Origin of the sequence: Escherichia sp. AM3, from assembly GCF_032029835.1 — a bacterium.
GTDB classification, from domain to species: Bacteria; Pseudomonadota; Gammaproteobacteria; order Enterobacterales; family Enterobacteriaceae; genus Escherichia; species Escherichia coli.
On sequence record NZ_JAVUPQ010000030.1, the window covers coordinates 1 to 25,705 of the forward strand.

Sequence of the window (25,705 nt, forward strand, 5' to 3'; positions counted from 1 at the left end):
TCGGTGGAGCTGCATGACAAAGTCATCGGGCATTATCTGAACATAAAACACTATCAATAAGTTGGAGTCATTACCCAGTGATGTTACTGTATTAGAAAAAAGATGGTGGGGTATTAATCCACGTCTTATGACGTGTAAACAGAAATTCGTATTCCAATGATCTGCTTATCCGCAGTGGGCAGAATATTTATTTAAATGGCGTTCACCTTACGGCGAATGCAGACTCATTTGAGATAATTCGCTGGATACCTCATTCACTGCTGGTTTTTCGCGACAATAAGGGTCTGCATCGTTATCCCTTTGGTCAATTATCAGGCAAAGCGATACCCGTAGATGATGACGTCTCTTTTGAAGTAGGGGAAAGTCGCGTTCGCTGGCGTAAACAGCTCACGCCCGACCGTCAGTGGAGCAAGTGGATAGACCTACCAGGTATTGAACCTGAACAATTTCATCTGATTACTGGCAATATTGCGCAATATAAAGATCGGCTGTATGTAACAAAATTATCGACATTTGGTGAAGACCAGCTTGAGATAATCCCGCTGGATACGCCAGACCTGGTCATTGATCGCTCATTTAATAGCGGCAAACAGCATGCTTACTTTATCCGCCAATTACGGTCAAAGAGCTTGCAAATTATTCCAGTTAACGGTCCGCTAACTAAAAACGATCGCTTCGCTTATGACGATCGCAATGTTTATACATGGACCGATACAGAGGTAAGGATTACGCCCTCCCCCTGCCCGGCGAAAACTCGTGTCAGAGAGGAGAACGTACGTGAAGTTCAAAACAGAGACATCATTATTCCGGTGACGGATGAATCATGCCGGAACGCAGCAGCAGAGGTGCAAACTTTGAAGCCCTGACCCCATACCGCTATACTGCCGCCATCACTTAAAAACAGGATACAACAATGAACGACAGTGAATTTCATCGCCTGGCTGATCAACTCTGGCTGACCATTGAAGAACGCCTGGACTACTGGGATGGCGACAGCGATATCGACTGCGAAATCAACGGCGGCGTACTGACCATTACCTTTGAAAATGGCAGCAAAATCATTATCAACCGCCAGGAACCGCTGCACCAGGTATGGCTGGCAACCAAACAAGGCGGCTACCATTTTGATCTGAAAGGCGATGAGTGGATTTGCGATCGCAGCGGCGAAACCTTCTGGGATTTGCTGGAACAGGCGGCGACGCAGCAGGCGGGTGAAACAGTCAGTTTCCGCTAAGATTGCATGCCGGATAAGCCTCGCTTTCCGGCACGTTCATCACGAAAAATATTGCTGTAATAGCGGCGTATCGTGATCCTGATTGGCAGGCGGCATGTTACCGATAGATTTTGTGCGGAACGGAATCACCTGTTCACGACCATCAACCTTCACAATCTGATAGAACTGCGGCAGGTTGAAGTTGATGAAGCTTGAGCCGTAGGTAAAACGGTCATGCGATGACGAGTAGAAGCGACTGACGTCACGTACCAGCTCCTCTTTGCTGCCTTCGCAGTGGTGATATACCTCAACCCGGTTGCTTTCGTCGAGAATGTAGATATTAAAGCCATTCTCGTCTTGCGTTTCTTCGAAAAAGAACTGGATGATCCCTTCGCTGGCAAAGCCGTCCACCACCGCCGGTAATTTGACGTGATTGGTTTCAACCTGCACTGACAGGCCGTGCAGTTTGTTATGCGAAATCGCGCCATAAAACTCGATGGCGTTTTCCAGTTTCTGTACCGATACATTCAGGCGTTCGAAGAACAACCCCCAGGTTTGACCAGAAACGCGCAGCGCCTTGAAACGCCCGGTTTCCTGGCGGGTGCTGGAAAGGCGCAGTTCAATACACTCAGAAACCAGTTGCTGCACGCGAGTACGGATTAAGCCGCGCAGATGCTGGCTATAACAGAAGACTTCCACGCTATCTGGCGGTGCGGCGTCCTGATGCATTTTGCCGAGAATAGTTTTCAGGGCTTCGATCATCGATTGCTCGCCGTTGAAGTGCAGCGTACGCACTTCGTTCCACGAGTTGCGGTACAGCAGGTCAACGCTACCTACCAGGCAATTTTGATTCTCGCCAAAGCTGAAGACATCCAGCTTACGGAAATCAAAATGCACCACCTGATTGCGGAACGCCGCTGTCGGGTCATATTCCAGGTTAACGATAATCGCCAGATGGCGGATCTCACACGGGCTGTAGAGCGCCTTCGGTGTCGGTGCAGGTAAGCGCAGCGGGAAATGGTGCGACACGTCGGCGACCATCTCCTGCAACTTAGGCAAATCGACAATGCCGTTACCTTTAATATACAAACGGGTGCGCGAGGTCAGCAGGCCGTTAAACCATGCCCACGCCACCAGTTTATTCAGGTAACGGTTATATTCCAGCGGCTGATGGCTGATGATCGACTCAATATTTGGCGCGCGGTTATACAGATACCAACCTGAACGGTTAGCCCGGCCCGGCGGCACATAAATAAAGGTCAGATTCGGTTCCGAGAGATCGGGTGAAATCTGCGGGTTTACCAGCGTCACTTTACCTGGTAATGCTTCAAACGCGGCATACAGCTTACGCGTCAGCACGCCGATATCCTGCGGACTGGCGGAGACGCTAAGGTTATTGCGACGCGCAAAGCGGATCAGATTACGGTAGCTCTGCATCATCGCGTCGAGCAACTCGTTGTGCGCCTCACGCACCTGATCAATCTTCCAGTTAGCGCGGTTATCGAGCATTGCCAGACGAGCTTCGTCCCAACCCCACTCGCTCACTAACTGGCTCAACACTGCGCGACGCCAGCCTACGCAGGCGCGTTCACGGCTGAGCTTTTCGCACACTTTTAAATAGAAGCAGCGACGTACTAAATCCAGACGGGTAAAATCTTCAATCGCCGTCAGGTATTCAGTAACACGCTCCAGCATCATGCAGTATGGATCGAGACCAAACGATACAATCTCGCCGTCGTGCAAACGCTGTTTGATATCTTTCGCCAGCAGACGTGGGTTCGGGTATTCCCAGGAATAGGCTTCCAGCAGCAGTGTTTTCAGTACCGCTTTGTATGGGGAATCGATACTCTTGTAGAGCTGCCAAAGGCTGGCACCAAAGTACTCTTCAGCAGAAAGCGAGCTTAAGCCACCGAGATCCAGCCATTCATTTGGCGTCAGCACGCCCTGCGCGTAAAGCGTCATCACATAGTCGTCGTAATGCTCTTCTTCGTCGCACGGCACCATATTCCACAGAATACGCTTACCGGCGAGACGCACGGCGGTACGATAAAATTCGTCAAGCAACAGTATATGCTGGGTGGAGCCACAATCTTCGCCCCCCAGACTGCCACTTTCATTATGACGGAAACGGTTTTCATCAATCAGGAAGAAGCTGACTTCCACACCCAGCGAGGCGGCCCAGCTTTCCAGCAGGCTACATTTACGTTGTAGCAACTGGCGCTCTTCGCTATCGAGCCAGGATTGATGACAGACCCAGATATCCAGGTCAGAGGAACAACTTTGCCCTACGGACGAGGTGCTGCCCATGGTGTATACACCAGTAATTGGAAGCTCACCTTTCGGCGGGTCCTGTACTGACATTCCACGATACAGTTCAAGCTCGTTCAGGTAGTGGCGTTGAGTTTCATCAGGCGTGTAAAGGCAAATGCCTTTGGGAACGTTACCATCAAGGTAACCCGGCATTAGCGGATGGTGATAGTGCAACAATGTCGGCAGTAGACTGTAGACCTGTTGGAATGCAGGCCCCATAGCAGCAAGCGCGCGATCCACACGCAATTGATTTATGGCATCCAGTCTCTGTTTCAGAGTCTCAATATAGAGGTACAAGACGTATCGCCTGATTTGCTACCCGTCATGACTGTGATTCCGCCAACATCAACGGTAACACGCGGCATTCGGGATATTTCGTATGTCAAAGGTAACCGTTACCACTTTTCGCGCCTGGTTTTTTTAGTTTCACGACGAAAAAATGGTCTAAAACGTGATCAATTTAACACCTTGCTGATTGACCGTAAAGAAAGATGCGCTACATACAAGTGTAGCACCGTTTATTCTCTGTAAATTCCTTATTACGACGGCGTGAAACGCCTGTCAGGATCCACTGCCAGACCTCATTTTACGGTTTGCGCAGGCGTCTACGTTTCACCACAACACTGACATCACTCTGGCAAGGATGTTAGGATGGACCACGGATGATAATGACGGTAACAAGCATGTTAGACAATGTTTTAAGAATTGCCACACGCCAAAGCCCACTTGCACTCTGGCAGGCACACTATGTCAAAGACAAGTTGATGGCGAGCCATCCGGGCCTGGTCGTTGAACTGGTACCGATGGTGACGCGCGGCGATGTGATTCTTGATACGCCGCTGGCGAAAGTAGGCGGAAAAGGCTTATTTGTAAAAGAGCTGGAAGTCGCGCTCCTCGAAAATCGCGCCGATATCGCCGTACATTCAATGAAAGATGTGCCGGTTGAATTCCCGCAAGGTCTGGGACTGGTCACTATTTGTGAGCGTGAAGATCCTCGCGATGCCTTTGTGTCCAATAACTATGACAGTCTGGATGCGTTACCGGCAGGCAGTATCGTCGGGACGTCCAGTTTACGTCGCCAGTGCCAACTGGCTGAACGCCGTCCGGATCTGATTATCCGCTCCCTGCGCGGCAACGTCGGCACTCGCCTGAGCAAACTGGATAACGGCGAATACGATGCCATCATTCTTGCCGTAGCCGGACTAAAACGTTTAGGTCTGGAGTCACGTATTCGCGCCGCGTTGCCACCCGAGATTTCTCTTCCGGCGGTAGGACAAGGTGCGGTGGGTATTGAATGCCGCCTTGATGATTCACGCACTCGCGAGCTGCTTGCCGCGCTGAATCACCACGAAACTGCACTGCGCGTTACCGCAGAACGCGCCATGAATACCCGTCTCGAAGGCGGATGTCAGGTGCCAATTGGTAGCTACGCCGAGCTTATTGATGGCGAAATCTGGCTGCGTGCGCTGGTCGGCGCGCCGGACGGTTCGCAGATTATTCGCGGTGAACGCCGCGGTGCGCCGCAAGATGCCGAACAAATGGGGATTTCGCTGGCAGAAGAGCTACTGAATAACGGCGCGCGCGAGATCCTCGCTGAAGTCTATAACGGAGACGCCCCGGCATGAGTATCCTGGTCACCCGCCCGTCTCCCGCTGGAGAAGAGTTAGTGAGCCGTCTGCGCACACTGGGGCAGGTGGCCTGGCATTTTCCGCTGATTGAGTTTTCTCCGGGTCGACAATTACCGCAACTTGCTGATCAACTGGCAGCGCTGGGGGAGAGCGATCTGTTGTTTGCCCTCTCGCAACACGCGGTTGCTTTTGCCCAATCACAGCTACATCAGCAAGATCGTAAATGGCCCCGACTACCTAATTATTTCGCCATTGGACGCACCACCGCACTGGCACTACATACCGTAAGCGGACAGAAGATTCTCTACCCGCAGGATCGGGAAATCAGCGAAGTCTTGCTACAATTACCTGAATTACAAAATATTGCGGGCAAACGTGCGCTGATATTACGTGGCAATGGCGGTCGTGAGCTAATTGGGGATACCCTGACGGCGCGCGGTGCTGAGGTCACTTTTTGTGAATGTTATCAACGATGCGCAATCCATTACGATGGTGCCGAAGAAGCGATGCGCTGGCAATCCCGCGAGGTGACGACGGTCGTTGTTACCAGCGGTGAAATGTTGCAGCAACTCTGGTCGCTGATCCCACAATGGTATCGTGAGCACTGGTTACTACACTGTCGACTATTGGTCGTCAGTGAGCGTTTGGCGAAACTCGCCCGGGAACTGGGCTGGCAAGACATTAAGGTCGCCGATAACGCTGACAACGATGCGCTTTTACGGGCATTACAATAACTCTCATAACAGGAAGCCATAATGACGGAACAAGAAAAAACCTCCGCCGTGGTTGAAGAGACCAGGGAGGCCGTGGACACCACGTCACAACCTGTCGCAACAGAAAAAAAGAGTAAGAACAATACCGCATTGATTCTCAGCGCGGTGGCTATCGCTATTGCTCTGGCGGCGGGCGTCGGTTTGTATGGCTGGGGTAAACAACAGGCCGTCAATCAGACCGCCACCAGCGATGCCCTGGCTAACCAACTGACGGCATTGCAAAAAGCCCAGGAGAGCCAAAAAGCCGAGCTGGAAGGCATTATTAAGCAACAAGCTGCACAACTTAAGCAGGCGAATCGTCAGCAAGAAACGCTGGCAAAACAGTTGGATGAAGTCCAACAAAAGGTCGCCACCATTTCCGGCAGCGATGCTAAAACCTGGCTGCTGGCTCAGGCCGATTTTCTGGTGAAACTCGCCGGACGGAAGCTGTGGAGCGATCAGGACGTCACGACCGCTGCAGCGTTGCTGAAAAGTGCAGACGCCAGCCTGGCGGATATGAATGACCCGAGTCTGATTACCGTTCGTCGGGCAATTACCGATGATATCGCCAGCCTTTCTGCAGTATCGCAGGTGGATTATGACGGCATCATCCTTAAGCTTAATCAGCTTTCAAATCAGGTAGATAACCTGCGTCTGGCCGATAATGACAGCGATGGTTCGCCGATGGATTCAGACGGTGAAGAGCTTTCCAGTTCCATCAGCGAATGGCGTATCAATCTGCAAAAAAGCTGGCAGAACTTTATGGACAACTTCATTACGATTCGCCGTCGTGATGACACCGCCGTACCGCTGTTAGCGCCAAATCAGGATATCTATCTGCGCGAAAATATTCGCTCTCGCCTGCTGGTCGCAGCACAAGCTGTACCGCGTCACCAGGAAGAGACTTATCGCCAGGCGCTGGAGAACGTCTCCACCTGGGTACGTGCTTACTACGATACTGATGATGCCACCACCAAAGCGTTCCTCGACGAGGTGGACCAGTTAAGCCAGCAAAATATCTCGATGGATCTTCCGGAAACCCTGCAAAGCCAGGCGATGCTGGAAAAACTGATGCAGACTCGCGTGCGTAACCTGCTGGCACAACCGGCAGCAGGGACAACGGAAGCTAAACCTGCACCGCAAGGTGATACTCCGGCAGCCGCGCCGCAAGGAGAATAACCATGCTAAAAGTGTTATTACTCTTTGTTTTGCTGATTGCGGGGATAGTGGTTGGCCCGATGATTGCCGGTCATCAGGGTTATGTGCTGATCCAAACCGACAACTACAATATCGAAACCAGCGTCACGGGCCTGGCGATCATATTGATTCTGGCGATGGTAGTGCTGTTTGCCATTGAGTGGCTACTGCGGCGGATCTTCCGCACTGGCGCGCACACCCGTGGGTGGTTTGTCGGGCGTAAGCGTCGCCGTGCACGTAAGCAGACCGAACAGGCGCTGCTGAAACTGGCGGAAGGCGATTATCAGCAAGTTGAAAAGCTGATGGCGAAAAATGCCGATCACGCTGAACAACCGGTGGTGAACTATCTACTGGCTGCCGAAGCCGCGCAACAACGTGGTGATGAAGCGCGCGCCAACCAACATCTGGAACGCGCAGCGGAGCTGGCCGGCAATGACACCATTCCGGTAGAAATCACCCGTGTACGTCTGCAACTGGCCCGTAATGAAAACCATGCTGCACGCCACGGCGTGGATAAGCTGCTGGAAGTTACGCCACGCCATCCGGAAGTATTACGTCTGGCGGAACAGGCGTATATCCGCACAGGTGCATGGAGTTCGCTGCTGGATATTATCCCATCAATGGCGAAAGCCCATGTTGGTGATGAAGAACATCGTGCAATGCTGGAACAACAGGCATGGATTGGCCTGATGGATCAGGCTCGTGCCGATAACGGTAGCGAAGGTTTGCGTAACTGGTGGAAAAACCAAAGCCGGAAAACGCGTCATCAGGTAGCGTTGCAGGTGGCAATGGCGGAACATCTTATTGAATGTGACGATCATGATACTGCCCAGCAAATTATCATCGACGGCCTGAAACGCCAGTATGACGATCGCCTACTGCTGCCGATCCCGCGTCTGAAAACCAATAACCCGGAACAGCTGGAAAAAGTGCTACGCCAGCAGATCAAAAACGTCGGCGATCGCCCGCTGTTGTGGAGCACACTGGGCCAGTCACTGATGAAGCACGGAGAATGGCAGGAAGCATCGCTCGCCTTCCGCGCGGCGCTGAAACAACGTCCGGACGCCTACGATTACGCATGGCTTGCCGACGCGCTGGACAGACTGCACAAGCCGGAAGAAGCTGCAGCGATGCGTCGCGACGGTTTGATGTTAACGTTGCAGAACAACCCACCACAGTAGTTCCTTCTCACCCGGAGGCAAGCACCTCCGGGACCTTTCTGATGCATAAAAAAACGCCTGCTCTTATTACGGAGCAGGCGTTAAAACAGGTCTGTATGACAACAAGTGGGTGCTTCACTCAACGTTGTGTCCATGGTGTCTGATGAGGCATAAGCGACATCTGTCAGTGGACGATAAGCACCGTAAACGGCTCTGCGTCATTCCGGAGTTTATGAGGCACTAAGGCGAACATAAGAGATGGAATGAGCATCTACCCGTTTATTATGCCACAGAGAATCGGGAAATAACATCCCTTAACACTTGTTATGAGATAATTCTGTAATCCTCTTTGCTTCCTGAGTAATAACTTCCTGAGTGAATATTTAACCTGAGCTTGATCCTACACATACTTATTATGAATGATAAAATTCATTCAATTAATAACACATATATTAATTGCCGTTAAAACTAAAAAAAGCATCAATAATCAACGCGATATAATAAACCTGCCTTACATATCAACTGCGCCAGAGGTAGGATTGAAAACGCTCTCCTGATTTTCCAATTCATTTTCTGGATAAATAAATAATTTATTTTTGTCACTATTATTTATGTAATCATCCTGTCAGGGAGAGGGATCTCAATTATCAATGCTTAATTACGTCATCATTTTGATGACATGAAACCGGAGCATTTTGCATGGAATTTTCGTTTTCACCCAAACTTCTTGTTGTTGCTGTCGCCGCCGCTCTTCCTCTCATGGCCAGCGCAGCAGATACCCCGTCAACTGCCACCGCACGCAAAGGCTTTGCCGGATACGATCACCCAAACCAGTATCCACAGAACGCTGCAATTTATTGAATTTGCACGATCATGTAGGCCGGATAAGGCGTTTACGCCGCATCCGGCAATCAACCGCAGGCGGCCACAAAATGGCCGCTTTTTTACTTACTCACCACCAGCAAATGCGCATGCATAATGTCACTGGCCGGGCGACCGTGCGCCAGCAAATCAGCCATTGCTTTAAGATATGGCGGTAGATGGCGGAAATAACGCTGATACCCGGCACACAAATAATTCAGCCCCGGTTTGCCGCTGGCATCGAGCATGAAGCGGTGTTTCGGGCAGCCTCCCCAGCACGCTTTTAACACGTTACAACTGCGACACTGCGCCGGTAATTGCTTAAATTTATCTTCACCAAACACCTGCTGTTGCGGGGAATCGATCATTTCTGCAATTGTTTGCTGGTGCATATTCCCCAGCCGATATTGTGGATAAACATAGTGATCGCAGGCGTAAACGTCGCCGTTGTGCTCAACAATCACCGAGCGCCCACAGGTTGGCTGATGATGGCAAACCGTACCCGGCGCACCGACAAAATTGGCAAACGCCCATTCGATATTCATCACGAAAATCTTGCCGACGTCGCGTTTGATCCAGTGGTCGAATATCGCCACCAGAAATTCACCGAACTCCTCGGGGCGCACCGACCATTCCGTTAGCTCACCCTGAATATCACCAGGCGCATGCAATTTCAGTCCTTCGCGGGCAGCCGTTTCATCAGCCAGGCGCTCGACCACCGGAATAAACTGGATGAATTCCACTCCCGCATCGCACAAAAAATCATATACCTGCAACGGTTGCTGCGCGCTGGTGCGATTAACGCAGACCAGCACGTTATAGTCGACATGATGTTTTTGCAGCAGCGTCAGGGCACGCATCACCAGCTTATGCGTGGGTCTGCCACCTTTAGTCACGCGATATTGATTGTGGATCTCAGGCGGACCATCCAGCGATAAACCAACAAGAAAATGATGCTCCGCGAGAAACGCGCACCATTCGTCATCCAGCAGCACGCCGTTAGTCTGGAAGCTGTTACTTATCTTCCTGCCAGCACCATATTTCGCCTGTAGCGCTACGGCACGGCGGTAAAACTCCAGCCCGAGTAGCGTTGGTTCGCCGCCCTGCCAGGTAAAAGCCACTTCGTTTTGCAGTTCGCTGGCGGCGATATAGTGACGGATATACGCTTCCAGCGTGTCATCGTCCATATGCGTGACTGGCTTTTCGCGGTAAAGGGATTGTTTTTCGAGATAAAAACAGTAGTCACAGTTCAGATTACAATCGGAACCACTCGGTTTCGCCATCACATGAAAAGCACGCGTTGGAACCTGTTGCAGCATGGTCACTCCTTGCCTGAAGTCATCCTTCAATACGTTAAGGGCGAAATCATACCGTGGGGCAATGAGTTATTACGGGCGTTTATTGCGAAGGGAGGGTGACGAAATGCACAGAAAACAAAAAACCCCGCCGAAGCGGGGTTCAAAATTGGTCGGCGAGAGAGGATTCGAACCTCCGACCCACTGGTCCCAAACCAGTTGCGCTACCAAGCTGCGCTACTCGCCGAAATACTGCTTTTTGAATTTTTAGTTCAATTCTTTAAAGTCGTGGTGCGAGGGGGGGGACTTGAACCCCCACGTCCGTAAGGACACTAACACCTGAAGCTAGCGCGTCTACCAATTCCGCCACCTTCGCATTGTCACAACTTCTAATAATGGGGTGGCTAATGGGATTCGAACCCACGACAACTGGAATCACAATCCAGGGCTCTACCAACTGAGCTATAGCCACCACTACAAATCTTGTTACGCGGTATTACTACCACCGCAGCTCAAGCGCCGGGACTAAATGGCGCGCCCGACAGGATTCGAACCTGAGACCTCTGCCTCCGGAGGGCAGCGCTCTATCCAGCTGAGCTACGGGCGCTTAGCGCCGTTGCGGGGGTGGATAATACGGACTTCCCACCCCTCTGTCTAGTCCCTTTTTAAATAAATTGCGCGTTTGGTTACGGTTTGTGCGTTTTGCTGCTTATTCCTCCAGTTTATGCGCTTTCCCGTGGCGATTAAGGCCAAAAACTTTATAAATCGCCGTCACCGCCAGCATAAAGATGATGCCAACAAACAGCGACATACGCGTATCTTCATTAAAGTACATGCCGATCAAAACGCAAATCAGGAATGCCATTGTTACGTAGTTGGCCCACGGGAACAGGATTGAGCGGAACGGATGGCTGGCAATCGCCGCTTTATGTGCACGCCGAAAACGCAGCTGGCTTATCAATATCACAAACCATGGCACCATCCCCGGAAGCACGCTGGCACTGTAGACGTAGACAAACACACGCTGCGGATTGGGAATGATGTAGTTCAGGCATGAGCCAATTAGCAGAATAGCAATAGATACTGCCACACCCGCAACTGGTACGCCGTGACGGGAAACTTTCGCCATCGCCGCCGGTAACTGACGGTTTTTCGCCAGTGCGTAGAGCATACGTCCGCAACTGTACATGCCGCTGTTACAGCCAGAGAGCGCAGCCGTCAGCACCACAAAGTTGATAATGCCCGCCGCTGCGGTAATACCGATTTTGGCAAAAGTCAGTACGAACGGGCTGCCGTTGCTGCCAATTTCATTCCACGGGAAGATGGTGACGATAACGAAAATCGCGCCTACGTAGAAAATCAGGATCCGCCACAGCACTTTGCCTACGGCACTGCGCAGTGTCACCTGCGGATTCTTCGCTTCACCGGCAGTAATGCCAATCAGCTCCACGCCCTGGTAGGACGCCACCACAATACACAGCGCGGTCAGGAACCCTTTCCAGCCACCCGCAAAGAAACCGCCATGCTCTGTGAGATTGCTAAAACCAATCGACTGCCCGCCATTGCCAAAGCCAAAGAAAATCACGCCCAGGCCAATGACAATCATCACGATAATCGTGGTGACTTTGATCATCGCGAACCAGAACTCGATTTCGCCGTACAACCGCACCGCCGCCAGATTCGCCAACGCCACCAGCGCCACTGCGATCAATGCGGGTATCCACTGCGCCATCTCCGGGAACCAGAACTGGACATAAACGCCAATGGCGGTGATTTCTGAGATCCCCACCGCCATCCACATAAACCAGTAAGACCAGGCGGTGAGATAACCAAAAAACGGGCTCATATAACGATGCGCATAAACGGCGAACGAACCGGTAACCGGTTCGAGGAACAACATTTCGCCCATTGAACGCATGATGAAAAAGACGAACAGCCCGGCGATGATATAGGCCAACAATACGGATGGCCCGGCCCATTTCAGGGTACTGGCGGCCCCCATAAACAGGCCGACGCCAATGGTGCCCCCCAGGGCGATGAGTTCGATATGTCGAGCTTCCAGCCCACGCTGTAGCTCTGGTTTGTTATCTGCCATAAATCCTCGTGTTGTGTTTGCATGCTTTCCGGTGTTACCGGTTATCGTTATGGGTACATCGAGTGTTGCGAATGTTTTCGTAATTCAGGAGAAATGGCAAATAAAGCATTAAAAATTTGAATGCTTTGTGTAATAAAAAAGCAGACAGGCGACGAAGTGACCACTCCGTCGCTTTACAAAGAGAGGAAAATCAGAGGTTGCCGGTGTAATGCCAGCGTAAATAACGCAGCAAACGAAGCTGACGCTTAATGCGGCTCGGCTGCGAAAGCAGGCGGTAGAGCCACTCCAGTCCCAGCGTTTGCCAGATTTTCGGTGCGCGTTTTACGTGACCGCTGAAAACATCGTAAGTCCCGCCAACGCCCATATACAGCGCATCTGGATGCACCAGACGGCAGTCGCGCATGAAGATCTCCTGCTTTGGCGATCCCATCGCAACGGTGACGATTTGCGCTCCGCTGGCATGAATGCGTTCAAACAGCGCCTGACGCTGCTCGGGTTTAAAATAACCATCCTGACTGCCAACGATATTCACATTCCATTGGTTGCGCAGTTTAGCTTCAGTTTGCGCCAGCACTTCAGGTTTACCGCCCACAAGAAATACCGGCGTCCCTTCTTTGCCTGCGCGCGCCATCAGCTCTTCCCAGAGATCGGCACCGGCAACGCGGGAAACCTGCGCCTGCGGGTACTTTTTACGTACTGAACGTACAACGCTGATGCCATCCGCATATTTAAATTCGGCAGCGTTAATTAGCTCCCTGACCTCAGCATTATCTTCAATGGTCAGCATTTTTTCGGCATTAATGGCAACCAGCGTTCCCTGCTTAAGATGCCCGTCAGCAAACAGATAATCGAGGGCGTGCTGCATATCACGCCAACCAATCAACTGTAAGCCACGCAGCGTATAGGTCGGTGCCGTGGTGTTGTTATTCATTGTTATCCTTCAACCTGCGTCCGGAGCGATGATTTTGTACGTTTATGAATGAGTCCGGCGCTTTCAAAAAGCCAGTACAACAGTTTTGCGATCATCAGACATGCGCCGAAGACCACGATAAAAAAGACTACGCGTGAGACAAACGAATCCAGCCCTTCACGTGCCAGCACGATCATATTGAAGATCGCCCCAAAGCAGAAACTGTGCAATATCGCAGCCTTATAGCGATTAGTCTCGCGGTTGCCCAGCTCATACAGCCAGTCGAACCATTTGATGATCAGTCCAACCACAATCGCCCCGAGCGGGATGAACAACGCGCCGCCCATCACCACCAGTGAGCCTATAAGCGTAGGCGAGATCGCCAGTCCGGAGTGGTTATTCAGCACTTCCCAGGTAAAGTAGTTGGCGGAGTTCAGCACCATACTCGGGCGACCCGGCCACAGCCAGGAAGGGATAAAGACATAGAAATCGCGGACAATTGGAGCCAGGCCCTGGAAGTCGATGTTGTCGTAGTTCTGCAACAGCAACGCCAGATTCTCCCACGGCGAGAAGGTGTCGCGAGTGAGATAGAGAAACGTATAGAACGCTTCATCGCCGCTCACATTCATTCCATAGCGTTTTAGCGCCAGCCAGAACATGCCAACAATCCCCAGCACGCCCGCCGCCGCCAGCATCCACAACGAAATCCAGCCGCGAATAATGCCAATAAACAGGAAGATAGCGAATGCGATGATGATATTGGCGCGAGTGCCACCGACAATCATATAAGTCAGCAAGCCAAAGGCGACCGTGCTGACGAGGAAAAACAGCCACGCTTTGCTGTCCTGGCGCAGAAAGTAGACCACCAGCATCGCCGGGATGAAAAAGTAAAAGAAGCGTTTTAACGCCACGCCGGAGACTTCACTGGAAAAGATCTGACTGTAGGAGTTAAGCCGGAACAGCAAAAAGCCGTTGTGCATGAAGAAGATGCCGACGCTTACCAGCGCGATACCCATCAGGATCACCCACGTAAGATTGGTCTCCACGCGATTCATGGTAAACAGCGGACGGCGCGGTACATCAGCAACGCGTTTGCGTAGGCGGGTTTTGTAGGTGACATAGTAAACCGCGTAGAAGCAGCCCGCAGAAAGCAACGCCTGCAACAAGATTTCTGGCGGCGCGACACCAACATCAAAGCGAAATACCAGCACGCTGGTCAGCGGGAAGCCGAAGAAAAAGGTGAGCAAAAACAGCAATGAAAAGAAGACATTGAAGTTAAAGCGCACACGGCGAAACTCAAACCAGGTCAGCGTGGCAATAAACAGCGTGCAGAGCAGCCAGACCACAAACAGGCCACTGAATTGCAGCAGACTCATGCGACCTCCCCGGCGGCAATCGCCAACGCCCGCTGCCAGCCTTGTAGATAGTTAGGGCTAAAGAAGGCAATGGTGTTTTTATCCACCGACGCCAACTGGCGCTGCGCTTCACGCACAATATCCTCGTTGAGATCGTCGGTAGTAAACAGCACCGGCAAATGCTGTTCCGTCATATCCTGCCAGAACGGATTTTCCCGGTTAAGCACACAAGGAATGCCCGCCTGAATCAGTAAGCACAGCGTACCAATGCCCTGCTGGCGGGCAAAAATAAAGTAACCGAGATCGCACTGACGAAGTAGCGCCAGATAGGCGTCAAATTCCAGTTTTTCGCTCAGAACTTGCAGATTTTCTTCGCTGAATAACTCCAGCCCCGCCTGACGAACTTCCTCAATGTACGCTTCGTTATTAGGCGGATATCCCATCGGCACCACCACTTTTACCGTATCGCCAAATTGCTGATGAACGGCACGTAAGGCGGCGACATGCTCATTGCTGCGGTCGCCGGAGTTCCCCACCAGAATGGTCATTTTCCCTTCACGTTGCCGATCGTTCGCCATCGTATTGAGAGAAGGGTCCATCCGCGTCGGGAAGTACAGCAGTTCGCCCCGCACCTTTGGATGCGTTTTGGCAAAAAAGCTCAAATCGCCGCGGGTGGCAAATACACAGCCGACTCGCTTTTGCGCCAGGCGACGTAGTGGGTAAAAAAGCTTATATCTCAAGCCACTGGAAAGCTCATACAGGTCTGCCCCCCAGATATGCCAGAAAAACTGGCTGGGCTTAATGCCACCACTCAGCAGAGCCAGCCACAGTGTGGGATTGAACTGACCGTGGAAGAAAAAACGCTGCTGACGGTTAGCTTTTGCTTTCGCGATGACCGCTTCCGCCAGCGATTTTTTCCCAGGGAAAAATTGCACAGAAAGCGCCGGACAGCTATCACTTAAGCCGTCGTCCTTGCCAACAACCATAAACTCGCGCGCGTGCTCGCTCGTCGCGGCCAGCGCGTCATTGAAAAACCGCAAAACGGTTCGGTTATGGTGAGGGATATCCGATCCCAGTACGTGAATCAGTACAGTCATGCCCGCCTACGCCAGAGTAAAAACACGCCACAACAAAGAGAAAAATAGACGATATAAGTTGCCATATATGCCTGCGCCGCGCCCAGTGCACCATGCGCAGGGATTAGCCAGTGGGCAAATACCATCAATAAAGTGAACTGGCTGACTTCCGCCAGAATATAAAACCGCAGTGACGCTTTGGCGATCACCAGATAACCAAAGACATAAGCGCCCACTTTTAACACATCACCCACTAACTGCCAGGCAAAGAGATCGCGCATAGCGGTAAATTTATTCGACAACAGCAGCCAGATAGCAAAATCACGCAGCAGCCAGACGGTAAAACTCGCCGCCGCCACTGCCGGTAAGACGAATTTCAGCGATTTAACCACTTCCCGGGTGATATCGCGCTTTTCCGTTAGCCGCGACAACGTGGGCAGCAAATATACGCTGAACGATGCCGTAATAAATTGCAGGTAGGCATCGGAAATACTGCTCACCCCTTGCCAGATCCCCACCTCATCCCAGCTATACTGCGCCGCCAGCAGTTTACGCATCATGATGTAAGCAACAGGCAAGGTCACCGACGTAATCAACGCCATGAGCGTAAATTTGCTCAACTGCCCTGCCAGACCGTTATCCCAGCTGGGTTTCAGATAGCTTAACGGGATGACACCACGTTTGATCAACATGATGGCGGCAGGAATTACCACCAGCGCGGGAATCAGCGCCAGACCCAGCAACGCCCCTTCATAACCGCCCAAACGGTAACTGACGTAGTACGCGAGAACGCCAATCAAGCTGCCGACAATCAGCGATAACGCATTACCTGCGGCATCGCGAAAGCCTTTCATCAGCGCCAGTAACAGGTTGCCCCAGGCGATCCCCATTTGCACCAGCGCCACTAAACGCACCAGCCCCTGATAGTCGGTATTACCAAACAATCCCTGGCTGATTGGCGCAGCTGCCAGCACAAAAACCAGCGCCATCAGCGTAGAGAAACCAAGTACCATCGCTGATGAAGTGCCGACCACGCGGCGCAGCTGTTGCGGATTATCATGGTACTGGGCAACGTATTTGGTTACACCGTTAAAGATGCCAGCTCCGGCAAGCACGCCGAGCACGGTAATCAACTGGCGGAAATTTGCCGCCAGCCCAAGCCCCGCCGGACCAAATGACACAGCCAGCAACTTACCGACCAGTAACCCGGCACCAATCTTGACCAGTGTACTGGCCGCCGTCCACAAGGACGCTTTTGCCAACGACATATCAGGAGAAGTAGTTCAACAAAGTCGCAATTACCGTACGCTGATTGACGGGCGACAGGTTGTAGAACAGCGGCAGGCGCAGCAGGCGCTCGCTCTCTTTGGTGGTGTAGCGATCTTCACCGTGGAACTCACCAAAGTGTTCCCCCGCAGGGCAACCGTGCAGCGGAATGTAATGAAACACCGCCATGATTTCCGCTTCTTTCAGAAAGTTAATCAACGCGCTCCGGTCATCAATATCCCGCAGTTTAATGTAGAACATATGCGCGTTCTGCACGCAGCCATCGGGAATCGACGGCAGCTCGATACGCCCGGCTTTCGCCAGAGGCGCTAACGCATCGTAGTAGTTTTGCCACAGCGCCAGACGTTGCTGGTTGATACGATCCGCTGCTTCCAGTTGCGCCCACAGGTACGCAGCTTGCAGATCGGACATCAAATAGCTGGAGCCAATATCGCGCCATGTATATTTATCGACCTGACCACGGAAGAACTGGCTGCGGTTAGTGCCCTTTTCACGGATGATCTCGGCTCGTTCGATTAACGCTTTATCGTTAATCAGCGTCGCGCCGCCTTCACCACCCGCCGTGTAGTTTTTGGTTTCATGGAAGCTAAAGCAGCCAATATGACCAATGGTTCCCAGTGCACGCCCTTTGTAAGTGGACATCACGCCCTGAGCGGCATCTTCCACCACAAAAAGATTATGCTTTTTCGCCAACGCCATAATGGTGTCCATTTCGCAGGCCACACCCGCGTAATGGACCGGCACGATAACGCGCGTTTTGTCGGTGATCGCCGCTTCAATCAGCGTTTCGTCGATGTTCATGGTGTCCGGGCGAACATCCACAAAAACGATTTTTGCGCCACGCAGCACAAAGGCATTGGCGGTGGAGACAAAGGTGTAGCTCGGCATGATCACTTCATCGCCAGGCTGGATATCGAGCAGCAGCGCCGCCATCTCCAGCGAAGCGGTGCAGGACGGCGTCAGTAACACTTTGGCGCTGCCAAAACGTTGCTCCAGCCACTGCTGGCAGCGACGGGTAAAACCGCCATCGCCACACAGTTTGCCGCTACCCATTGCCGACTGCATATAGTCGAGTTCGGTTCCCACCACCGGCGGTGCGTTAAATGGAATCATGTGATCACCTGTATAACCAGTACGCGGTGCTTTCTACATTCGCACCACTTTGTATGTATCGTTTAAGCGCGGCGGTGTTGCCCATCTGGGTCGCCACCCGCAAAGTTGTTTTACCGCGAGCATACGCCCAGTTTAGCGCCGTTTGCATCAGCTCAGCACCTGCACCGCGTCCAGCCAGCAGGCCAATTCGCGCATCTGTCGCATTGAGTTCCCGTAAAGAGACATAGCCGCGAATATCGCCGGACGCCGCACGTAAAATCAGACATTGATGATCAAAGGTGCCGCGCACGGCATTTTCAATCCACTGTGCATAAAAGCGACTGCTGGCGTCAGGCGCATACCACGGCGCACGAAAACGGCTTTGCGCAAATGCGGCGCTGGCTAACTGACGTAATGCGGGAATATCGGTCTCTTGTGCCACTACAGCACCGCTATCACTGGCATTGTTCACGGGTAGCGCCAAATCAACTTCACCTTCTACCAGGGAGAATCCCAGCTGTTGCAGGGCATCCAGTTCACCCGTATTTGATGCCGCAATTTTGGCCTGCACCCGTGACCACGGCGCTAACGCGTCTGGCGTCAGGAGCGGTGCTTCAGACGTAATGCGCACGATGGCGCTGTTAACACCAAAGAAGGCGTTTTCCCAAGTTAGTGGCTCAATACTGGCGCGGACGGGCACGAAGTAACTCCAGCAGATATTGGCCGTAGCCAGTTTTCGCTAATGAACTGGCAGCACGCTTCACACCCTCGTCATCGAGCCAGCCGTTACGCCAGGCGATCTCTTCCAGGCAGGCAATCTTAAAGCCCTGGCGTTTTTCTACTGTCTGCACAAAAGTGCTGGCCTCAATCAGGCTGTCGTGAGTGCCGGTATCCAGCCAGGCAAATCCGCGCCCGAGCAGTTCAACGGTCAGGTTGCCCGCCTCGAGGTACATCTGGTTGATGGAGGTAATCTCCAGTTCACCGCGCTCCGACGGCTTCACCTGCTTTGCGTACTCCACGACTTTACTGTCGTAGAAATAAAGCCCGGTCACCGCCCAGTTTGACTTCGGCTGTTTTGGCTTTTCTTCCAGCGAGATAGCGCGGAAATTGTCGTCAAATTCCACCACGCCAAAGCGTTCCGGGTCCATCACCTGATAGCCAAAAACCGTCGCCCCTTCCGTGCGCGCCGCAACATGACGCAGCTTCGGACTGAAGCCCTGACCGAAGAAGATGTTATCGCCCAGCACCAGACAAGAAGGTTCACCATTAAGGAAGGTTTCACCGATGATAAAGGCCTGCGCCAGACCGTCCGGGCTGGGCTGTTCGGCATATTCCAGCTGGATACCGAACTCACTACCATCGCCCAGCAGGCGCTGGAAATAACCTTTATCTTCCGGCGTAGTGATGATGAGAATTTCGCGGATACCGGCCAGCATCAGCACCGACAGCGGATAGTAAATCATTGGCTTATCGTAAATCGGCAACAGTTGCTTCGATACGCCGCGCGTAATCGGATGCAATCGGGTGCCGGAACCGCCCGCCAGGATAATACCTTTCATGTTTGCCTCCGCTGAAAATTAGCCTTTCAGACCTAAACGCTCGCCCTGATAGCTGCCGTCCTGCACCTGCTTCCACCAGCTTTCATTAGCCAGATACCACTGCACCGTTTTACGCATTCCACTTTCAAAGGTTTCCTGTGGCAGCCAACCAAGTTCACGGGCAATTTTCGAAGCATCAATGGCATAACGCAGATCATGCCCCGGACGGTCAGCGACAAAGGTGATCAAGTCACGATAGTGCACCACGCCGTGCGGCTTGTTCGGAGCCAGTTCTTCCAGCAGCTCGCAAATGGTTTCCACAACATCGAGATTCTTACGCTCGTTGTGACCACCAATATTATAGGTTTCACCGACTTTCCCGGTGGTCGCCACGCAATACAGCGCGCGGGCGTGATCTTCCACATACAGCCAGTCACGGATTTGCTGCCCGTTGCCATATACCGGCAGCGGTTTACCCGCCAGCGCGTTGAGGATCATCAGCGGGATCAGTTTTTCCGGAAAGTGGTAAGGACCGTAGTTATTCGAGCAGTTGGTGATCAGCGTCGGCAGACCGTAGGTCCGCAGCCAGGCGCGCACCAGATGGTCGCTGCTGGCTTTTGACGCGGAATAAGGGCTGCTCGGCGCATACGGCGTGGTTTCGGTGAAGAAATCATCCGTCGAGTGCAGGTCACCATATACTTCGTCGGTGGAGATATGATGAAAACGGAACGCTGATTTTTTATCTTCCGTCAGCGTATTCCAGTAAGCCCGCGCCGCTTCAAGCAATGTATAAGTCCCGACAATGTTGGTTTCAATAAACGCTGCCGGGCCGTCAATAGAACGGTCAACATGGCTTTCGGCTGCCAGATGCATGACACAGTCTGGCTGATGCTCAGTGAATACGCGTGCCAGTTCTGCCCGATCGCAGATATCAACTTTCTCAAAGGCAAAGTGCTCGCTTTGCGCGACCGGTGCCAGCGACATCAGGTTTCCGGCGTAGGTCAGCTTATCGACCACTACCACCGCATCGCTCGTTTCGTTGATGATATAACGCACCAGCGCCGAGCCAATAAACCCGGCACCACCTGTTATCAGAATTTTTCTCATCAGCGCCAGACTCCTTTGGCATCGACGACATACTGCTGATGGACATTGTCGCCATTGATAACTTTGAACTGACTATGATCGACCAGCATCACCAGCACGTCTGCCGTTGCCAGCGCCTCGTCAAGCTGCGCCAGAGTACAAAGCCCGGTCAGTTTTTTCGGCAACTGGTGGATGTTAGGCTCAACAACCAGCGTTTCGCCGCTGTGCCACTGGGCGATCAGTTCAGCGATTTCCATCGCCGGGCTTTCGCGCAGGTCATCAATATTCGGTTTAAACGCCAGACCAAAGCAGGCGATTTTCAGTTCACTGGCGCGTTTATCGGTAGCAGCAAGGCAGTCGGCAACCGCCGCTTTCACCTGATCGATAACCCAGAACGGTTTGTGATCGTTAACTTCGCGCGCGGTACGGATAAGCCGCGCCTGCTGGGGGTTCTGTGCCACGATAAACCACGGATCAACAGCAATGCAGTGACCGCCCACGCCAGGGCCAGGCTGAAGAATATTAACGCGAGGGTGACGATTCGCCAGGCGAATCAGTTCCCAGACGTTAATCCCCTGATCGGCACAAATCAGCGACAATTCATTAGCAAAAGCGATATTCACATCGCGGAAGCTGTTTTCGGTGAGCTTACACATTTCCGCCGTCCGCGAGTTAGTGACGACACACTCACCTTCGAGGAAAATTTTGTACAGTTCGCTGGCGCGGGCCGAACAAACCGGCGTCATACCACCAATCACGCGATCGTTTTTAATCAGCTCGACCATTACCTGTCCTGGTAACACGCGTTCCGGGCAGTAAGCAATGTTGACGTCCGCCTGCTCGCCCACCTGCTGCGGGAAAGTGAGATCCGGACGCATCTCTGCTAACCATTCTGCCATCTTCTCGGTTGACCCCACCGGCGAGGTGGATTCAAGGATCACCAGCGCGCCTTTTTTCAGCACTGGCGCAATGGAGCGAGCAGCCGATTCAACGTAGGTCATATCTGGCTCATGATCGCCCTTAAACGGCGTGGGTACAGCAATCAGCCAGGCATCCGCTTCAACTGGCGTCGTGCTCGCTCGTAAAAAACCGCCTTCTACGGCAGTTTTTACTACACTCGCCAAATCAGGTTCGACGATATGGATTTCGCCACGATTGATGGTATCAACCGCATGTTGGTTGATATCGACACCAATTACCTGTTTTTGCCGTGAGGCAAACGCTGCTGCCGTTGGCAGCCCGATATAACCCAGTCCGATAACAGAAATGGTCGCAAAACTCATAGTGATATCCGATTATTTTTTAACGCTTCCAGAATGCGAGAGCATGCCTGACCATCACCATACGGGTTATGGGCGCGGCTCATAGCTTGATATTCGTTTTCGTCTTTTAAAAGACGCGTCACTTCCTCGACAATTCGCTGCTTATCCGTGCCTACCAGACGCACCGTACCCGCCGTCACCGCTTCCGGACGCTCAGTGGTATCGCGCATCACCAGCACAGGTTTCCCCAGCGAAGGCGCTTCTTCCTGAATGCCGCCTGAGTCGGTCAAAATCAGCCAGGCGTGGTTCATCAGCCAGACAAACGGTAAATACTCCTGGGGATCGATCAGAATGACATTTTTCACATGCCCCAGAATGCGATTGACCGGCTCTCTGACGTTCGGGTTGAGATGCACCGGATAGACAATCTGGATGTCCTGGTGCGTGGTGGCGATGTCTGCCAGCGCGTGGCAGATTTCTTCAAAGCCACGACCGAAACTCTCACGCCTGTGACCGGTCACCAGAATCATCTTTTTATCGGGGTCGATAAACGGGTAATTTGCCGCCAGTTCTGAACGCAGCGTGTCGCTGCTCATCACCTGGTCACGCACCCATAACAGTGCATCAATGACTGTATTACCGGTAATGAAGATTCGGCTATCCGCAACGTTTTCACGCAGCAAGTTTTGCCGGGAAGTTTCGGTTGGAGAGAAGTGATACATCGCCAGATGCCCGGTCAATGTACGGTTAGCCTCTTCCGGCCACGGCGAATAGAGATCGCCCGTGCGCAGACCAGCCTCAACGTGACCAACAGGAATACGCTGATAAAACGCCGCCAGGCTGGTTGCCAGCGTCGTCGTCGTATCGCCGTGAACCAGCACGACGTCTGGTTTGAACTCGGCAAGAATAGGTTTTAGCCCTTCCAGAATCCGACAGGTTATCTCTGTCAGGCCCTGTCCTGGCTGCATTATGTTGAGATCGTAGTCAGGTACAATGGAAAAGAGTTTCAGCACCTGATCGAGCATCTCCCGATGCTGCGCAGTGACGCAAACTTTAGCCTCAAAAAAAGGATCTTTTGCCAACGCATGCACCAACGGCGCCATCTTGATGGCTTCCGGGCGCGTACCAAATACAGTCAGTACTTTCACATCGATTCTCTTCGAATAAGCGGCGAGCGCCTTTGCGCTCACCGCAGCAGTGTTGCTATTTCGAGCAACGGCGGGTTAATGCGACACCAGCCCCGATCAGCCCCCCGACAATGCCCCACATAATCATCAGGAAGGCACGACGTGGGCTATCGCGTTTTACCGGTTCTTCCGGCGTACGCAAATAGCGATAGGTCTGAAAACGCGGATCCAGGGTTGGACCAACATTCAGGGTGTTTAACATGGCCCGATTCTGATCATAGTCGAGATCAAAGGCCGGACCGACGGCCTGTAAATTTTCCAGTCGAGCCTGAAGCATTGGACGCCCAAGCAGGAACATTTCTGAATCAGGTAATTCCTCGGCAGGTACATCTGTCGCACTGCGCGAAATATTATGCTGCTCAGCAATTTTCAGCGCCTGCTCAATGCTGTTCATCCGGCGGTCGTAGATGGCTTTCGCCACCTCTTCCTGACGCTTCACCTGAGCTTTCATCTGGATGGTACGCGCCGCCCATGCGCCTTTCAGCTCATCATTCAGATGGCTGGCTGCACGCTGGCTGGCAAAAGCAACATACTGACGTAACAGGTTATTAGCGTCAGGCGCGGTTTCGGCAATAAGCTTCACGCTGTCATTGACCGCGCGGGTAAAGTCTCCGGGGATAAACTGGATGTTGTTAATCATTTCATCCAGCAACGCCGCATCGGCTTTGCTGTTGCCCACCATCCGCTGTTTGTAATAGTCGGTTTGCAGCCAGAACTCTCTGCGGGTATCCCACGAGGCCAGTTGCATAACAAACTCTTTATAGGCTTCGTCCATGACCGATGGTTGGTCGGCAGAAGCCATGTTTGAACGGACATCCAGGTTACGCAAAAATTGCTGCTGCGAGTAATATCCCCCCAGCATATTCACCGTTGGACGATCGGTAATCGCCGTCGAGCTCCACTCCTGACGAGCAAAAAACGTATACGCCAGCGCGATTAACGCAAACGCCAGCCCCATGCCAATAATCCATAGCTTCCCAGCCCACAAGGTACGAAACAACCCACGAATATCCAGTTCATTTTCAGCGTCTTCGGCCGGTTTCCCAGGCATTGGTTGTGTCATCACATCCTCATTTATTTGGTTAAATTGGGGCTGCCACCACGATTTCTACGCAGTCTGCGTTTTACGCGCTTAATAAAGCGAGCAACTTTCCAGGCACGCTTAATGCAATATCCATAGAGGAAGAATGCTAGCAAAAAGAGCACCAGCATGACCCACTCCGGGACAAAATGAGAATATTCTGCCAGCACGCCAATGGAAGCGAGCAGTGCTGCGGCAAGGGTAATCAGCACAAACGCCTGACGGGAAGTAAACCCGGCACGCATGATCAAATGGTGAATATGCTGACGGTCAGGAGAGAATGGGCTCATGCCTTTACGCAGGCGACGGTACATAATCGCCACCATATCCATTAGCGGAATGGCGATTATCCACAAAGCGGTAACCGGGCTGATGGGATGGGTTTTGCCCTGGGTCGTTTCGAGCAGGATCCAGATAACGGTAAAACCAATCAGCGTACTGCCCGCATCACCCATAAAGACTTTGTAGCGGCGACCCAGGATACCAAGGTTAAGCATGATGTATGGCAGGATGGCGGCGATCATCGCAAAGCACCAGATTGCGAGGCTGGTTTGCCCGTCGAACCACAAAATCATACCGATTGCTGCAAACGAGACGCAGGACAACCCGCCCAGCAAGCCATCAATGCCATCAACCATGTTGAACGCATTAATGGCCGCCCAGACGGCAAATAGCGTCAGGAAGTAACCAAACGGTCCGAGCACCATCTCCCAGGAGCCAAAGATATAACCCAGGCTACTGAGATAAAGCTTGCCGAACACCATCATAACAATGCCAACAGCGGCCTGTATGGTGGCACGGATTTTTACGCTGATATCAAAACGGTCATCCAGCGCGCCAATGAAAACAAGCACACCGGCACAAGCGAGATAGAGAGATACATGCGGAATATAGTAATCGACAATTCCGAACGTGAAGCAAATCCCTGCGTAAACCGAAATCCCCCCAACGAGAGGTATCAATCCCTGGTGACGTTTGCGGAAGTTTGGTTTATCCACTAAACCGACTTTTTTTGCCACCTTACGGGCAAAAAACAGAAACAGTGTCGTGAATAAAAAAATACTGATGAGATCAATACTCACTGTCAGTAAATTCACAATGCATGCTCTCAGAGAAAATTATTAGCAGAAGTATAACCACGAAGACCTTTATTCAGAAGGGAAAGTCCGTTCCGAACCCACCAGTCCTGTGCAAAAATTAACCATTTGATATGCAAATTGCATAACACGCCAGCAAATTCCAGGAATTTTCCTAACATCGCCAGCGCGGCATTAAGATTACAGATATAAAAGCAAAACGCCACGTAAACACGTGGCGTTT

21 protein-coding genes, 4 tRNA genes and 2 pseudogenes are annotated in these 25,705 nt (G+C 52.2%); 8 read left to right on the top strand and 19 right to left on the bottom strand.

Features of this window, described 5'->3' with window-relative positions; all coding sequences use genetic code 11:
* From RTW80_RS31360 to cyaY, 3 genes and pseudogenes are all read left to right on the top strand, one after another.
* On the top strand, positions 1 to 60 hold a 60-nt coding region (locus tag RTW80_RS31360; protein WP_071528444.1), incomplete at its 5' end, for an IS1 family transposase.
* Positions 61 to 76: 16 nt separating this feature from the next.
* Positions 77 to 866, top strand: a pseudogene (locus RTW80_RS12745) (DKNYY family protein); the annotation flags it as partial.
* 47 nt (positions 867 to 913) lie between these two features.
* Positions 914 to 1,234 (top strand): iron donor protein CyaY, encoded by a 321-nt coding sequence (cyaY, locus tag RTW80_RS12750; protein WP_000999956.1) that lies wholly within the window; start codon positions 914 to 916, stop codon positions 1,232 to 1,234.
* A gap of 39 nt (positions 1,235 to 1,273) precedes the next feature.
* On the opposite strand, the gene cyaA is transcribed toward cyaY, so the two are convergent.
* Complete coding sequence (cyaA, locus tag RTW80_RS12755) at positions 1,274 to 3,820, bottom strand: class I adenylate cyclase (protein ID WP_000281680.1); 2,547 nt, start codon at positions 3,818 to 3,820, stop codon at positions 1,274 to 1,276.
* Positions 3,821 to 4,206: 386 nt separating this feature from the next.
* On the opposite strand from cyaA, the gene hemC reads away from it, so the two are divergent.
* The 5 genes and pseudogenes from hemC to RTW80_RS12780 form a co-directional block, all read left to right on the top strand.
* Positions 4,207 to 5,148 (top strand): hydroxymethylbilane synthase, encoded by a 942-nt coding sequence (hemC, locus tag RTW80_RS12760; protein WP_001338644.1) that lies wholly within the window; start codon positions 4,207 to 4,209, stop codon positions 5,146 to 5,148.
* A complete protein-coding gene (gene hemD, locus RTW80_RS12765) occupies positions 5,145 to 5,885 on the top strand; it encodes a uroporphyrinogen-III synthase (protein WP_000026069.1) in 741 nt (246 codons plus the stop codon). The genes hemC and hemD overlap by 4 nt, the downstream gene beginning before the upstream one ends.
* A 21-nt stretch (positions 5,886 to 5,906) precedes the next feature.
* Entirely contained in the window at positions 5,907 to 7,082 is a 1,176-nt protein-coding gene (hemX, locus tag RTW80_RS12770; protein WP_000139053.1) for a uroporphyrinogen-III C-methyltransferase, read from the top strand.
* A 2-nt stretch (positions 7,083 to 7,084) separates the two neighbouring features.
* Positions 7,085 to 8,281 (top strand): protoheme IX biogenesis protein HemY, encoded by a 1,197-nt coding sequence (hemY, locus tag RTW80_RS12775; RefSeq protein WP_000921791.1) that lies wholly within the window; start codon positions 7,085 to 7,087, stop codon positions 8,279 to 8,281.
* A 678-nt stretch (positions 8,282 to 8,959) separates the two neighbouring features.
* Positions 8,960 to 9,097 (top strand): annotated as a pseudogene (locus tag RTW80_RS12780) (arylsulfatase); the annotation flags it as partial.
* Positions 9,098 to 9,204: 107 nt separating this feature from the next.
* On the opposite strand, the gene RTW80_RS12785 reads toward RTW80_RS12780, so the two are convergent.
* From RTW80_RS12785 to wecA, 18 genes are all read right to left on the bottom strand, one after another.
* Positions 9,205 to 10,440 carry an anaerobic sulfatase maturase gene (locus tag RTW80_RS12785; protein ID WP_312719252.1) on the bottom strand — a complete coding sequence of 412 codons (1,236 nt, stop codon included), beginning with the start codon at positions 10,438 to 10,440 and terminating at the stop codon, positions 9,205 to 9,207.
* A gap of 146 nt (positions 10,441 to 10,586) precedes the next feature.
* Positions 10,587 to 10,663 (bottom strand) — tRNA-Pro (locus tag RTW80_RS12790).
* Positions 10,664 to 10,705: 42 nt separating this feature from the next.
* Positions 10,706 to 10,792, bottom strand: a tRNA-Leu gene (locus tag RTW80_RS12795).
* A 20-nt stretch (positions 10,793 to 10,812) separates the two neighbouring features.
* Positions 10,813 to 10,888: transfer RNA gene (locus RTW80_RS12800), tRNA-His, on the bottom strand.
* A 58-nt stretch (positions 10,889 to 10,946) separates the two neighbouring features.
* Positions 10,947 to 11,023: transfer RNA gene (locus RTW80_RS12805), tRNA-Arg, on the bottom strand.
* 102 nt (positions 11,024 to 11,125) lie between these two features.
* Positions 11,126 to 12,511 (bottom strand): bifunctional threonine/serine APC transporter ThrP, encoded by a 1,386-nt coding sequence (gene thrP, locus RTW80_RS12810; protein WP_000774731.1) that lies wholly within the window; start codon positions 12,509 to 12,511, stop codon positions 11,126 to 11,128.
* 190 nt (positions 12,512 to 12,701) lie between these two features.
* Complete coding sequence (gene wecG, locus RTW80_RS12815) at positions 12,702 to 13,442, bottom strand: lipopolysaccharide N-acetylmannosaminouronosyltransferase (RefSeq protein ID WP_032247435.1); 741 nt, start codon at positions 13,440 to 13,442, stop codon at positions 12,702 to 12,704.
* 2 nt (positions 13,443 to 13,444) lie between these two features.
* Complete coding sequence (gene wzyE / locus RTW80_RS12820) at positions 13,445 to 14,797, bottom strand: ECA oligosaccharide polymerase (RefSeq protein ID WP_000055132.1); 1,353 nt, start codon at positions 14,795 to 14,797, stop codon at positions 13,445 to 13,447.
* Positions 14,794 to 15,873: a TDP-N-acetylfucosamine:lipid II N-acetylfucosaminyltransferase gene (gene rffT, locus RTW80_RS12825; protein ID WP_000217248.1), complete on the bottom strand. Its 1,080-nt coding sequence runs from the start codon at positions 15,871 to 15,873 to the stop codon at positions 14,794 to 14,796. The genes wzyE and rffT overlap by 4 nt, the downstream gene beginning before the upstream one ends.
* Entirely contained in the window at positions 15,870 to 17,120 is a 1,251-nt protein-coding gene (wzxE, locus tag RTW80_RS12830) for a lipid III flippase WzxE (RefSeq protein WP_000050265.1), read from the bottom strand. Before wzxE ends, rffT begins: the two co-directional genes overlap by 4 nt.
* A 1-nt stretch (position 17,121) precedes the next feature.
* Entirely contained in the window at positions 17,122 to 18,252 is a 1,131-nt protein-coding gene (gene rffA, locus RTW80_RS12835; protein WP_000612043.1) for a dTDP-4-amino-4,6-dideoxygalactose transaminase, read from the bottom strand.
* Positions 18,253 to 18,256: 4 nt separating this feature from the next.
* On the bottom strand, positions 18,257 to 18,931 hold the full coding sequence (gene rffC / locus RTW80_RS12840; RefSeq protein WP_001145183.1) for a dTDP-4-amino-4,6-dideoxy-D-galactose acyltransferase: 675 nt from the start codon (positions 18,929 to 18,931) through the stop codon (positions 18,257 to 18,259).
* Complete coding sequence (gene rfbA / locus RTW80_RS12845) at positions 18,909 to 19,790, bottom strand: glucose-1-phosphate thymidylyltransferase RfbA (protein ID WP_000676056.1); 882 nt, start codon at positions 19,788 to 19,790, stop codon at positions 18,909 to 18,911. The genes rffC and rfbA overlap by 23 nt, the downstream gene beginning before the upstream one ends.
* Positions 19,791 to 19,808: 18 nt before the next feature.
* Positions 19,809 to 20,876: a dTDP-glucose 4,6-dehydratase gene (gene rffG, locus RTW80_RS12850; protein ID WP_001226588.1), complete on the bottom strand. Its 1,068-nt coding sequence runs from the start codon at positions 20,874 to 20,876 to the stop codon at positions 19,809 to 19,811.
* Positions 20,876 to 22,138 (bottom strand): UDP-N-acetyl-D-mannosamine dehydrogenase, encoded by a 1,263-nt coding sequence (gene wecC / locus RTW80_RS12855; RefSeq protein ID WP_000006621.1) that lies wholly within the window; start codon positions 22,136 to 22,138, stop codon positions 20,876 to 20,878. The genes rffG and wecC overlap by 1 nt, the downstream gene beginning before the upstream one ends.
* Positions 22,135 to 23,265 (bottom strand): non-hydrolyzing UDP-N-acetylglucosamine 2-epimerase, encoded by a 1,131-nt coding sequence (gene wecB, locus RTW80_RS12860; RefSeq protein ID WP_000866670.1) that lies wholly within the window; start codon positions 23,263 to 23,265, stop codon positions 22,135 to 22,137. The genes wecC and wecB overlap by 4 nt, the downstream gene beginning before the upstream one ends.
* Before the next feature lie 55 nt (positions 23,266 to 23,320).
* Complete coding sequence (wzzE, locus tag RTW80_RS12865) at positions 23,321 to 24,367, bottom strand: ECA polysaccharide chain length modulation protein (RefSeq protein ID WP_001295256.1); 1,047 nt, start codon at positions 24,365 to 24,367, stop codon at positions 23,321 to 23,323.
* 11 nt (positions 24,368 to 24,378) lie between these two features.
* The gene (gene wecA, locus RTW80_RS12870; RefSeq protein WP_001050943.1) at positions 24,379 to 25,482 is read right to left on the bottom strand and encodes a UDP-N-acetylglucosamine--undecaprenyl-phosphate N-acetylglucosaminephosphotransferase; all 1,104 of its coding nucleotides are present in this window, start codon (positions 25,480 to 25,482) and stop codon (positions 24,379 to 24,381) included.
* Positions 25,483 to 25,705 lie beyond the last annotated feature (223 nt).